The sequence below is a fragment of the Streptomyces sp. NPDC004732 genome (assembly GCF_040609235.1).
In the GTDB taxonomy this organism is placed as follows: Bacteria; Actinomycetota; Actinomycetes; order Streptomycetales; family Streptomycetaceae; genus Streptomyces.
This window is the reverse complement of sequence record NZ_JBEXJR010000005.1, coordinates 642,418-655,081: the sequence shown is the minus strand read 5'-3', so window position 1 is coordinate 655,081 and position 12,664 is coordinate 642,418. Positions and strand designations below refer to the sequence as shown.

At 72.8% G+C, this 12,664-nt stretch carries 9 protein-coding genes and 1 pseudogene; 4 read left to right on the top strand and 6 right to left on the bottom strand.

The window, feature by feature from the left end:
• Window positions 1-34: 34 nt before the first annotated feature.
• Entirely contained in the window at window positions 35-568 is a 534-nt protein-coding gene (gene cpt / locus ABZV77_RS18385; protein ID WP_356257433.1) for a chloramphenicol phosphotransferase CPT, read from the bottom strand.
• 65 nt (window positions 569-633) lie between these two features.
• Entirely contained in the window at window positions 634-2,589 is a 1,956-nt protein-coding gene (locus ABZV77_RS18380; protein WP_356257430.1) for an acyl-CoA dehydrogenase family protein, read from the bottom strand.
• 273 nt (window positions 2,590-2,862) lie between these two features.
• On the opposite strand from ABZV77_RS18380, the gene ABZV77_RS18375 reads away from it, so the two are divergent.
• Together ABZV77_RS18375 and ABZV77_RS18370 are read left to right on the top strand one after the other, a co-directional pair.
• Entirely contained in the window at window positions 2,863-3,264 is a 402-nt protein-coding gene (locus tag ABZV77_RS18375) for a hypothetical protein (RefSeq protein ID WP_356257427.1), read from the top strand.
• A gap of 153 nt (window positions 3,265-3,417) precedes the next feature.
• Complete coding sequence (locus tag ABZV77_RS18370) at window positions 3,418-3,717, top strand: hypothetical protein (RefSeq protein ID WP_356257424.1); 300 nt, start codon at window positions 3,418-3,420, stop codon at window positions 3,715-3,717.
• Window positions 3,718-3,808: 91 nt separating this feature from the next.
• On the opposite strand, the gene ABZV77_RS18365 is transcribed toward ABZV77_RS18370, so the two are convergent.
• The 3 genes from ABZV77_RS18365 to ABZV77_RS18355 all read right to left on the bottom strand — a co-directional run bounded on the left by ABZV77_RS18365 (window position 3,809) and on the right by ABZV77_RS18355 (window position 9,569).
• Window positions 3,809-5,254, bottom strand: a complete 1,446-nt coding sequence (locus ABZV77_RS18365; protein ID WP_356257421.1) for an aldehyde dehydrogenase family protein — start codon at window positions 5,252-5,254, stop codon at window positions 3,809-3,811.
• Between the two features lie 237 nt (window positions 5,255-5,491).
• Window positions 5,492-7,192 carry a PucR family transcriptional regulator gene (locus ABZV77_RS18360; protein WP_356257418.1) on the bottom strand — a complete coding sequence of 567 codons (1,701 nt, stop codon included), beginning with the start codon at window positions 7,190-7,192 and terminating at the stop codon, window positions 5,492-5,494.
• A gap of 229 nt (window positions 7,193-7,421) precedes the next feature.
• Window positions 7,422-9,569: an ATP-binding protein gene (locus ABZV77_RS18355; protein WP_356257415.1), complete on the bottom strand. Its 2,148-nt coding sequence runs from the start codon at window positions 9,567-9,569 to the stop codon at window positions 7,422-7,424.
• 275 nt (window positions 9,570-9,844) lie between these two features.
• On the opposite strand from ABZV77_RS18355, the gene gabT reads away from it, so the two are divergent.
• Together gabT and ABZV77_RS18345 are read left to right on the top strand one after the other, a co-directional pair.
• A complete protein-coding gene (gabT, locus tag ABZV77_RS18350) occupies window positions 9,845-11,179 on the top strand; it encodes a 4-aminobutyrate--2-oxoglutarate transaminase (RefSeq protein ID WP_356257412.1) in 1,335 nt (444 codons plus the stop codon).
• Between the two features lie 92 nt (window positions 11,180-11,271).
• A pseudogene (locus ABZV77_RS18345) lies at window positions 11,272-11,433 on the top strand (phosphoesterase); the annotation flags it as partial.
• Between the two features lie 156 nt (window positions 11,434-11,589).
• Here ABZV77_RS18345 and ABZV77_RS18340 read toward each other — a convergent pair.
• Window positions 11,590-12,618 (bottom strand): AsnC family transcriptional regulator, encoded by a 1,029-nt coding sequence (locus ABZV77_RS18340; RefSeq protein WP_356257409.1) that lies wholly within the window; start codon window positions 12,616-12,618, stop codon window positions 11,590-11,592.
• Window positions 12,619-12,664 lie beyond the last annotated feature (46 nt).

Below are 12,664 nucleotides of genomic sequence, written 5' to 3'. Positions count from 1 at the left end.
TCACTCGGCAGCGTCGCTCACGCAGCGGATTCGCTCACCCGACGTGCGCGGCGATGGTCCGCGCGCACTCCATCGACTCGGTGCGGGCGGTGTCGATCTCCACGTCGTAGACCATGCCGCGGTGGACCGTCTCGGCCTGGGACGCGGCCATGCCGACGGCCCGGTCGCCCCGTGCGATCTCGCGGGCCGCCGCGATCTCGCCGTCGCACCGGACGCCGACCCACAGCACCGGCAGCCCGCCCAGGGCCTGCTGCCAGCGGTGCTGCGAGCCCGCGCCGCCGAGGAAGATCTCGTCGACGACGATCCGGGCGCCCGCGCGGGCCATCGCGGCGACCCCCTCGATCCAGGCCGCCTCCAGGGCCCGGAACTCCGGCCCGACGCTCACCGTGCCGTCCGCGGCGAACTCGATCCCGGCATCCGACGCCTGCATGGACGCGGGCAGCGCACCGACGAACGTATCCGCCCCGAAGGCCAGCCACGGCCCCGGCAGGACCGACTGCAGGCACCGCACGATCCCGGACTTCCCCGAGCTGGAGCCACCATTGAGGACGATCACCTGGGTCTTCACCGGGCCACAGTAGGAGTGCCCGGATCCCGCTCCAAACGATTTCCCCTACGGGTCGGGCCGGGCCCTCACCCCTCCTTGATCACCCTGCGGACATCGGGCAGGGGCGTCTCGGGCAGCGCGGTGTCCGCGATCCACGGGCCGTCGCCCGAGGGGTCGACGACCCCCGCTTCGAGCCAGGTGTACGTCCCCGACAGGACGCCCTTGACCACCTTGCGGTCCAGCTCGTCGGTGTTGGTCCAGAGCCGGTCGAAGAGCTCGTCGACCCGGATGCGGGACTGGCGGCAGAAGACGTCGGCCAGTTGGTAGGCCTCGCGGCCGTACTCCTCGGTGGTGCGCAGGAGTTCGGCGCGCACGCACGCCGCGCTCATCGCGAACAGCTCGGCGCCGATGTCGACGATCCGGCCGAGGAAGCCCTGCTTGGTCTCCATCTTCCCCTGCCAGCGGGACATGGCGTAGAAGGTCGAGCGGGCCAGCTTGCGGGCGCCGCGCTCGACGTAGCGCAGATGGCCGGAGAGGTCGGCGTGGCCCGTCGGGTGGAACTCGGCGTACGAGCGCGGGAGTTGGCCCGGGCCCGCCACCAGCTTCGGCAGCCAGCGGGCGTAGAAGCCGCCCGCCTTCGCACCCGCCTTCGCCTTGTCGGACAGGGACTTGTCGGGGTCGATGAGGTCGCCCGCGACCTTCAGGTGGGCGTCCACGGCCTCGCGGGCGATCAGCAGGTGCATGATCTCGGTGGAGCCCTCGAAGATGCGGTTGATCCGCAGGTCCCGCAGGATCTGCTCGGCGGGGACGGCGCGTTCGCCGCGGGCCGCGAGGGACTCGGCGGTCTCGAAGCCGCGGCCGCCGCGGATCTGGACGAGCTCGTCGGCCATCAGACAGGCCATCTCGGAGCCGTACAGCTTGGCGAGGGCGGCCTCGATGCGGATGTCGTTGCGGTCCTCGTCGGCCATCTGCGAGGAGAGGTCGAGGACGGCCTCCAGCGCGAAGGTCGTCGCCGCGATGAAGGAGATCTTCGAGCCGACCGCCTCGTGGTACGCGACGGGCTTGCCCCACTGCTCCCGCGCGGCCGACCACTCGCGGGCGATCTTCAGGCACCACTTGCCCGCGCCGACGCACATGGCGGGCAGGGAGAGCCGCCCGGTGTTGAGGGTGGTGAGGGCGATCTTGAGGCCCGCGCCCTCCGGGCCGATGCGGTTGGCCGCGGGGACGCGGACCCGGTGGAAGCGGGTCACGCCGTTCTCCAGGCCGCGCAGGCCCATGAACGCGTTGCGGTTCTCGACGGTGACGCCCTCGGCCGCGGCCTCGACGACGAACGCGGTGATGCCGCCCTTGTGGCCCTCGGACTTCGGCACCCGCGCCATGACGACGAGCAGGTCCGCGACGACGCCGTTGGTGGTCCACAGCTTCACGCCGTCCAGGACGTAATCGTCGCCGTCGGGCACCGCCATGGTGGCCAGGCGTGCCGGGTCCGAGCCGACGTCGGGCTCGGTGAGCAGGAACGCGGTGATGTCGGTGCGGGCGCAGCGGGGCAGGAAGGCGTCCTTCTGCTCCTGGGTGCCGAAGATCTTCAGGGGCTGCGGCACGCCGATCGACTGGTGCGCGGAGAGCAGCGCGCCGATCGCGGGGTTCGCGGAGCCGACCAGGGCGAGGGCCTTGTTGTAGTAGACCTGCGTGAGGCCGAGCCCGCCGTACTTCGTATCGATCTTCATGCCGAGGGCGCCGAGCTCCTTGAGGCCGATGAGCACCTCGTCGGGGATCTTCGCCTCGCGCTCGATGCGAGCCGAGTCGATCTTCGTCTCGCAGAAGTCGCGGAGCTTGGCGAGGAACTCCTCGCCGCGCTGGGCGTCCTCGTCGGGCGGCATCGGGTGCGGGTGCACGAGGTCGAGGCGGAATCGGCCGAGGAAGAGCTCCTTGGCGAAGCTGGGCTTGCGCCAGTCCTGCTCGCGGGCGGCCTCGGCCACCTGCCTGGCCTCTCGTTCGGAGACCTTCGCCCGGTGCTCGGGAGCGGGGGATGTTGCGGACATGAGGTTCACCTCGCCGCGTGTCGGGGCCACCGGCCCGGCCCGTTACCGACCGGTGCTACTCGATCGTATGTACCCGATTCGGGGCGGCCCCACCAGCCCTCGCGCAGCATCCGGCCGCACCTGATCACCCGGACACCGGGGCGGGCGGGGAAATGCAGGGCAATTAATGGACTGAATGCGTGAATGCGGACGACCCTTCATTCATAAAGCCCCGCCACAACAGAGCCGCTGTGCAGAATGCAGCCGTCACCCCCCACTGAAATTGGAGCAACGATGATTCGGAAGGTTCTGGCCGGCGCCGCGCTCGCGACCGCCGCCACCGCCGCGACCGTGAGTGCCGCCGGTGTGGCCTCGGCGACGACGAGTGGCCCCGAGGCCGAGAACACGACCAGCAGCGCGCACGACATGAACAAGGCTGCCCGGGTCGCCTACGGCGAGACGGTCAGCGGGACGGGCACCGGCTCCTCGGAGTTCGCCACCGACAACGGCGACGTCGCCATCGCAGGCGACACGGGCGGCGTGGCCAACGCCTACGGCGCCCCGTTCGTCGACGTCGACCTGCGCTGCGCCGTCCCCGCGGCCCAGGGCGTGGGCGGCAACGTCCTCGGCGGCCCGGTCACGACCTGCAACAACGCGCCGGTCGACCAGTTCGACGCCCCCGAGCGCATCCTCTGATCCGGCGCCGGGGATTCCGCCCTGCCGACAATTCGGGACGGAAATCCCGACCGTCAATCAGGGCCCGGCATTGACTCCGCGCTTCGAGTTCGGGAATTTCCCCGACTGCCCGACTGAATGAAGTGTGAACTCCTCTTTCCTTATGGAGCAAAGATGATCCGGAAAGTTCTGACCGGTGCCGCGCTCATGGCGGCGGCCGCCGCCGCGACCGTCGGCGGTGCGGGCGTGGCCGCGGCCGACGCCTCGGAGTTCGCCACCGAGAACGGCGACGTGGCGATCGGCGGCGACACGGGCGGCATCCTGAACAGCTACGGCGCCTCGTTCGTCAACGTGGACCTGCGCTGCGCCGTCCCCGCGCCCCAGGGCGTGGGCGGCAACGTGCTCGGCGGCCCGGTGGCGGCCTGCACCAACGAGCCGGTCGACCAGTTCGACGCGCAGGAGCGCATCGTCTGACGCACGGCACACAGCACGACGGCCGGAGCCCCCGCACAGTGGGCTCCGGCCGTCCGCCTTTGTGGCGCGGGTTCTACAGGTCCTACAGGTCCTACAGGGCGAGGCCCGTCAGGACCATGACGCGCTCGTAGGTGTAGTCGTCCATCGCGAAGCGGACGCCCTCGCGGCCCACACCGGACTGCTTCACGCCGCCGTACGGCATCTGGTCGGCGCGGTAGGACGGGGCGTCGCCGATGACCACGCCACCGACCTCCAGGGCGCGGTGCGCGCGGAAGGCGGTCTGCAGGTCGTGCGTGAAGACGCCCGCCTGGAGGCCGTACTTGGAGTCGTTGACCGCGTCGAACGCCTCGGCCTCGCCGTCCACCTTCTTCAGGGTGAGGACCGGTCCGAAGACCTCCTCGTAGGCGATGGTGACGTCGGCGGGCACCTCGGCGAGCACGGTCGGCGCGTACGCGGCACCGTCGCGCTTGCCGCCGGTGAGGACCTTGGCGCCCGCCTTCGCGGCCTCGTCGACCCAGGACTCCACGCGCTTGGCGGCGTCCTCGTTGACCAGCGGGCCGACCTCGGTCGCCGGGTCGGACGGGTCACCGGTGACCTGGGCCTCGACGGCCTTGATCACGCGCGGCACGAGCCGGTCGTACACGGCGGCGTCCGCGATGACCCGCTGCACGGAGATGCAGGACTGGCCGCCCTGGTAGTTGGAGAACGTGGCGATGCGCGAGGCGGCCCAGTCGAGGTCCTCGTCGGAGGAGTAGTCGCCGAGGACGACGGCCGCGCCGTTGCCGCCGAGCTCCAGGGTGCAGTGCTTGCGCGGCACCGAGTCCATGATCGCGTAGCCGACCTTCTCGGAACCCGTGAAGGAGATGACCGGCATCCGCTCGTCCTGGACCAGGGCGGGCATCTTGTCGTTGGCGACCGGCAGGATGCTCCACGAACCGGCGGGCAGCTCGGTCTCGGCGAGCAGCTCGCCGAGGATCAGGCCGGAGAGCGGGGTGGCCGGGGCGGGCTTGAGGATGATCGGCGCGCCGACGGCGATGGCCGGGGCGATCTTGTGCGCGCAGAGGTTCAGCGGGAAGTTGAACGGCGCGATGCCGAGGACGACGCCCTTGGGGAAGCGGCGGGTCAGGGCGAGGCGGCCCTGGCCGCCCGCGTCGGTGTCCAGACGCTGGGCCTCGCCGCCGTTGAAGCGGCGGGCCTCCTCCGCGGCGAACCGGAAGACGGAGATCGCGCGGCCGAGCTCGCCACGGGCCCACTTGATCGGCTTGCCGTTCTCGGCGGAGATCAGCTGGGCGATCTCCTCGGTGCGCTCGACCAGGCGGTTCGACACGTGGGTGAGGGCGGCGGCGCGGACGTGGGCCGGGGTAGCGGCGAACTCGTCGCGCACGGCGTACGCGGCGGCGACGGCCTCCTCGACCTGGGCGTCGGTCGGTACGGCGGCCTTGCCGACGACCCGTCCGTCCCAGGGCGAGGTGACGTCGAAGGTGGTCTCGCCGGTGGTCTGGCGACCGGCGAGCCAGAAGGCGTGGATGGAAGTCATGTCGATTCCCGGCCCTTCCGCGGTGGTGTGTCTGGGGGTACGTCCCTCACCGTAGGGGCAGCGGCAGCCGCTGACGTTTATCCGACGCGGAGTGCTGGCCGGGGGCCTTGCGCCGCTTTGTATGTGTGGTGGCCCCTCGGCGTGTGGCCTGGGGGAATCGCTCTCTGCCCGCGGGGCGGTGGGGGCTGATCGCGCAGTTCCCCGCGCCCCTTACGGGGCGTTCCGCTTACCGGGGCGTCAGTCCGATCCCGTCGATGTCGCCTTCAGGGACAGCCACAGCTCCATGCGGACGTCCGGGTCGTCCAGGGAGCGGCCGAGGATCTCCTCGACCCTGCGCATGCGGTACCGCAGGGTGTGCCGGTGGACGCCGAGGTCCGCCGCCGCCGCGTCCCACTGGCCGTGGCGGGAGAGCCAGGCCCGCAGGGAGGCGACGAGATCCCCGCGGCCGGTCGCGTCGTGCTCGTGCAGCGCCCGCAGCAGACCGTCCGCGAACGCCCGCACCGCGTCGTCCGCGAGCAGCGGCAGGACGGACCCCGCGGCCAGCTCCTCGTGCTCGACCAGAGCGCGGCCGCGGCGTCGGGCGACGGACAGCGCCTGTTCGGCCTGCTTGTACGCGGTGGCCGCGGCGATGGGTCCGGCCGGTGCGGAAAGGCCCATCACCAGCTCGCCCTCCTCGCCGGAAGCGGCGGCGTCGCGGCCCGTGGTGCCGCGCCCCGCCTCCAGCGCCGCCGCATACTCCGCGCAGGCCCGCGCTCCCGCGCCCCGGTCCACGACGAGCAGCACGAGCCGTTCCCCGTACGGGACGACGAGCAGTGCCTCGCCGGAGCGCGCGGCCGCGGCCTCGACGACGTCGACGAGTCCGGCGAGCGGGTCTCCGTTGCCGGAGGCGTCGGCCACGGCGGCGAGCACCGCGGCGGAGGCGGTGCCAGGTCCGGTGTCGTTCGCGCCGGAAGCCTCGCCGTTGCCCTCGGCGCCCGCCCGCACCCGCGCCGCGGACGCGGACGCCACCTGCGCGACGACGAGGCGGAACGGCGCGTCGAGGAGCCCGCCGTACAGCTCGCCCGCGACGGTCCGCGCGTGGTCGGGCTCCCCCGCGAGCAGCATCCGCAGCACGGCCGCGCCGATCCGCTGCTCGGCGGCGTGCAGGGAGCGGGAGCGCTCGGTGGTCAGGGTGAGCAGGGCGATGGCGGAGTGCACCGCGTACCGCTCGGCGGTGCCGAGGGTCGACTCGGTGCCGACGGCGAGCGCGGCGCGCGGCCTGCGTCCCGTGCCGAGCGAGTGCAGCTCCACGCGGTCCTCGGCGCCCGCGACGACGGAACTCGCGGGGGCCGGGCGCTCCCTGAGGCGTTCGACATCGGCGGTGACCCGGGCGGCCCTGCGGTTGGCCCACTCCGGCGCGGCGGCGACGACGGCGCCCGACGCGTCGTACAGCGCGGCCCAGCCGTCGACCTGTCCGGCGAGCGCGAGCAGCAGCCCTTCGGGGCCGTCGCTCAGCGCCTGCTTGGTCAGCTCGCGCTGGGCGGCGAAGCCCGCAGTCACCGCGCGGTACTGCTCGGCGGCGATGGCGGCCGACACGGCCTTGCTGATGGCGAGGAACGGGGTGCGCCGGGGCACCTCGATGAGCGGCAGACCGGCGTCGGTCGCGGCGTCGAGGAGGGCCCTGGGGATGTCGGGGTAGTGCACGCCGACGGCGAAGCCAAGCCCGACGACTCCGGCACCGGCCAGCCGCTTCACGTACCGCCGCATGGCGTCCGGGTCTTCCGCGTCCAGCTTGAGCGCGGTGATGAGGAGGAGTTCGCCGCCCTCCATGTAGGGCACGGGGTCGGCGAGCTCGCTCGCGTGCGCCCAGCGCACCGGGGTGTCCAGGCGTTCCTCGCCCGCGCGCACGGTCAGCTTGAGCGCGGAGTGGTGGACGAGCGAGGCGAGCGTGGGCGGCATGGGACCTTCAGGTCTGCGGCAGGCGGGGCGGGTGGGCGCGACGGGATCTTCGCGATGTGGATCTTTTGGCCGGTCCGTATGAACGACCTGTGTCGATTCTGCCTCACCGTATGGTGCGACAGAGACCGAACACCACGTACGTGTGATCCGGCGGTTCATCTCGTCTTTCGTCCGCGCCGGGATTTCCGAGTGCCCCGTCCACACCGCTTCAGGCCGGGCCCGCGCGGCTTCAGGAGCGCAGGTCCACCAGGAGCGGGGGCGCGTGCTCCCCGCGTACATCGGTCAGCGAAAGCACCGCGTGCCCCGGCGGCACCCCGTGTGCCAGCTCGGAGGCGGACCAGCGCTCGCGCTCGACCTGACGGACGGTGACGGCTCGGGCGGTCGGCGCGTTGCCGGTGATGACGCGGCGCAGCATGTGCACGGTTTTGCCGAGTGGGGTCTCGGCGATGATCTGCCGGTCGGTCACATCGCGCGCCTCTGTCCACTCCTTGCCCCAGACCTCCGCGAAGTCCTGGCCGTCCCACGGGGTGAGGCCGGAGAGCGCCATGCGGCAGCCGATCGCGCCGAGGAGCGGTGTGCGCAGGGGCCGGGGTACGTCGTCGAGCGTACGCAAGGTCATGACGACGCCCGCGTTGGCGGACCGCAGACGCTGGATGCGGCGTACGGATTCCGGGGTGACCGTGCCCGACGCGTCGTCCAGGACCAGGCAGGCGAAGAGCGAGCGGTCCTCGCGCCCGGCGGCGGTCGCCGTGAACTGGGCGAGGACGAGGCGGGCCAGGATCCGCGAGGCGTCGGCGTGCCCGCGCTCGGGGAGGTCGATGCGGACCCGTACGGGATGGTCCAGGGCCCGCAGCGAGAACGGGGTGCTGCGGCCCGAGGTGTCGAAGAACGGGGCGAAGGCCGGGCGGTCGAGGAGTGCGATGCGGTCGGCGAGGACCGCGCCGGGGTCGCCGGGGTGGCCCAGCTGGCGCTCCCGGGCGTCGAGTTCGCGGATCATCCCGTCCTGCCCCGCCGCCTGCAACGCCTTGCGCAGGGCGCCGAGCGGTCCTGGCGAGCCGTCGAGCAGGGCGCGCAGTTCCGGCACCGAGGGGAAGCGCCGGTGGACGGCGAGGAAGGGGCCGAGGAGCTGGGCCAGGCAGGTCGTGGAGCGGCGGCTGTCGCCGCTGGGGTGGGGGTCGACGAGGTCGCCGACGAGGGCTTCGGCGAGCACGGCCGCGGCCTCGTCGGGGTCGTTGGTGCCGCCGTACAGATCGAGGTCGTACACGGAGTCGGGCTGCCCGATCCGCACCACCACGTCGTAGTCCTCCGCGGGCCCGAGCCCCGCGCCCGCGGCCCCGACGACCACCACGGCCGCCCGCCCGGCGAGTGCGCCCAGGCACAGCGACTCGGCGAGCGGCCACACCACCCGTGCGGTCTTGCCGGAGCCGCCGGGGCCGACGGCGAGCAGCGAGGTGCCGAGCAGCTCGGGCCCGAGCGCGAGCCCGGTGCTCCGGTAGGCGTAGGGGTTGCGGGGGTCGTCGGCGGTCGTCCCGATGCGCACCTGCGCCGTGGCGAGGTCGTGGCGGGCGGCCCGCGCGGGCAGGTCCCGGTCCCCCGAGGGGTGCGGGCAGGCGCGGGCGCCGTCGCGCAGGACGGCGTCGGTGAAGACGGCGAGCGGGCTGCGCCCGGCCCGCACGGACCGCCAGGCCCGCGCGATCCTCGCGTGGTCCACGTCCCGCATCAGTCCGGCCCCCGCGTCGGCGGCGAGCCGGTCGGCGGCGGCCTCCGCGCCCGCGGCCCGCAGCTGCGGCCAGCGGGCGGGGTCTTCCTCGGGGGCGGGCGGCGGCGGGGGCGCGTCGGGGCGGCGCAGGTGAGGGGCGAAGAAGCGGCGCCAGACCTCGCCCCAGCGGCCGACCTTGCCGACGCCGATCATGATGGCGAGCGCGATGAGGGTGTAATAGCTGTACCAGACGAACGCGTTGCCGACCTTGTTTCCGCTGTAGATCCAGGCGTCCGGCAGGAACAGCTCGATCGGCAGCACCCACCAACCGCCCAGGTAGTTGTTCCACAGCAGCGACCAGAGCAGCCACCCCACCAGGAACGAGATCAGCGCCCCGCTCAGCAGCTGCCGGGTCGGCACGGTCTCGGGCTCCTGCGCGGGCCGCGGCCTGTGTGCGAACCGCCAGATGCCGGGCAGGGCGGCGGGCCGCGGCGCGCGCAGCCAGGCGAGGAAGGCCGCCCCGTCGGGCAACGGCGGCGCCCCGGGGGCCTGTGCGGGCCGGGGCGGCGGCGCCATGGACCCGTGCGAAGGCACCACGGACCCGTTCGGAGGCGACGCCGGGCGCGGCACCGGAGTGGCATGGGTGCCCTGCGCGTCCTGCGTGCCGTCGGAATCCACGATTCTTGCCCCCTGGCCTGCCGCTCTCTTGGTTCGCGGGTCAATCTAGTGCCCCCGCAGGGGGAGTTCACCGGATACGCGCCCGGGCCCGCGGCGATCCGGCCCCGGCGGGCGCCTTCGCGACGAACGCTCCGCTATGTCCACCACGGACAACCGCCACGCCGAACGACTCCCCCATGGAGCATGCCCACCCCATGGCCTCGCCCCTAACCTGCGAAGAAAGCAGTAGAGCGTCCGTATCGTCGCCCCACCCCCGTCAGCAACAGGAGCCCCTCATGACTGCCCTTCCGCAGGAGCGCCGCGTCGTCACCGCCATCCCCGGTCCGAAGTCGCAGGAGCTGCAGGCCCGCCGTACCGCCGTGGTCGCCGGTGGCGTGGGCTCCGTGCTGCCCGTGTTCGCCGCGCGCGCGGGCGGCGGCATCATCGAGGACGTCGACGGCAACCGTCTGATCGACTTCGGTTCCGGCATCGCCGTGACCTCCGTGGGCGCGTCCGCCGAGGCCGTCGTGCGCCGCGCCGCCGCGCAGCTGGAGCAGTTCACCCACACCTGTTTCATGGTCACGCCGTACGAGGGCTACGTCGCCGTCGCCGAGGCGCTTGCGGAGCTCACGCCGGGTGACCACGAGAAGAAGTCGGCGCTCTTCAACTCCGGCGCCGAGGCCGTCGAGAACGCCGTCAAGATCGCCCGCGCGCACACCAAGCGCCAGGCCGTCGTCGTCTTCGACCACGGCTACCACGGCCGCACCAACCTCACGATGGCGCTGACCGCCAAGAACATGCCGTACAAGCACGGCTTCGGTCCGTTCGCGCCCGAGGTCTACCGCGTCCCGGTGGCCTACGGCTACCGCTGGCCCACGGGCGAGGAGAACGCCGGGCCCGAGGCCGCCAAGCAGGCCATCGACATGATCAGCAAGCAGGTCGGTGCCGAGAACGTCGCCGCGATCATCATCGAGCCGGTGCTCGGCGAGGGCGGCTTCATCGAGCCCGCCAAGGGCTTCCTGCCGGAGATCGTGAAGTACGCGAACGACAACGGCATCGTCTTCGTCGCCGACGAGATCCAGTCCGGCTTCTGCCGTACGGGCCAGTGGTTCGCCTGTGAGGACGAGGGCATCGTCCCCGACCTGATCACCACGGCCAAGGGCATCGCGGGCGGTCTGCCGCTCGCCGCCGTCACGGGCCGCGCCGAGATCATGGACGCCCCGCACTCGGGCGGCCTCGGCGGCACCTACGGCGGCAACCCGGTGGCCTGCGCCGGTGCGCTCGGCGCCATCGAGACCATGAAGGAGCTCGACCTCAACGCCAAGGCGAAGCACATCGAGTCGGTCATGAAGACCCGCCTCACCGCCATGGCCGAGAAGTTCGACATCGTCGGCGACATCCGCGGCCGCGGCGCCATGATCGCCATCGAGCTGGTCAAGGACCGTACGACCAAGGAGCCGAACCCCGAGGCCACCGCGGCCCTGGCCAAGGCCTGCCACGCCGAGGGGCTGCTCGTGCTGACCTGCGGCACGTACGGCAACGTCCTGCGCTTCCTGCCGCCGCTGGTCATCGGCGAGGACCTGCTGAACGAGGGCCTGGACATCATCGAGGGCGCCTTCGCCCGCGTCTGAGCGTCGGGGCGTGTGAAGAAGGTGTGCGGGCCCCATGACGGGTTGCCGATCCGTCTGTCGGCCCGCCACCGCCTGCCGTACGGTTTCTGCAGATGAGAGAAACACCCCGCCCGCAGGGAACTGCGGGCGACACCACGGCGGAGCCTCCCCAGCCCCGCCCTGGGCGTGCCTTTGCGCGCACACCCGGAGCTTCCAGCTCCGGAACTCCTCACCGATCGGACGGCCGCCCGCCCCAAACCCCCCGGGGCGCGCGGACCCCCGATCCGGACGACCGCTTCGGAGACTCCCCCGACGGACCCGCGTGAGCAGGTCCCCTCGGACAGTCCGGGCCGGTCGGCCACCGAAGGGCCAGCACACTCCCCCCCTTGTGCTGGCCCTTCGGCATGTCCGGCTCCCGACGGGCTCCCCGGTCAGCCCGGTCTGCCGGTTCTGCGTCCCTGCGCGTCCAGCAGGTTGCCCGCCCGCTTCGCCGTCCGCAGCGTGATGCAGCGGTCCGCGATCCGTACGCCCTCCAGGCCGTCCTCGATCTGCGCCTCGAGCCGGGTGACGTCCGCGAGCTCCCGCATCCAGACGCACACCGCCAGGTTGTACGTGCCGACGGTGGTCACCACCAGCCGGGCCTCGTCCAGGCCGGCGAGCCGGGCCGCGGCCCCCGCCAGCCGCCTCGCCGGGACCTGGAGGAAGAGCCAGGCCTGCACGGACCGGCCGCACCGCGCACGGGCCACGTCCGTCCACAGCACCACCCGCCGGTGCATTAGCAGGCGGTGCACGGCGTCGCGGGCCCGGCGCACGGGGACGCCGGTGCGGGCCGCGATGGTGGTGGCGGGCATGCGTCCGTCCGTGCGCAGGGCCGCGAGCACCGCGCGGTCGAGGGCGGTCGGCTCCGTGGGGGCGCCCGGTTCGCGCAGGCCTTGGTCGGTGAACCGCGCCGCCTGGTCCGCGGCTAGCTCCCCCAGCCGCCAGTCGCCCGCCTCCCGGACGAAGGACGTGACGAGCTGGGTGCGCACGGCCCGGATCTGCGGCCCGGTGCCGAGCCGCTTCAGGAGGTAGTCGGCCAGCGCCACCTCGTCGGCAGCGCCGACACCGACCAGCAGATCGCGCCCGCCCGACGTGAGGTCGAGCGACCGGCACTCCGGGTCGTCGACGATCGAGTCGGCCACATCAAGGGGATGGCCCGCGCACTCCACCTCGACGACCGCCAAGCGGCCCCCGGCGGGCCCCGGTTCGTACGCCGTCACCCAGGCGAGGCCCGCCGCCCGCAGCCGGTTCCAGCGGCGCGCGACGGTGACCGCGTCCACCCCGAGCACGGCGCCGACCTTCGCCCACGAGGCCCGCGGCTCGATCTGCAGGGCGCTGACGATCCGCAGGTCAAGGCTGTCGAGGTCCGGATCCGCCGCGCGCGGCTCGGCTGCGCCGCCGGTCGGCGAATGGGCTCTCACAACTCCCTGTATAACGCGCCTTCCTGCGCGAGGCAGGTCGTTTTTG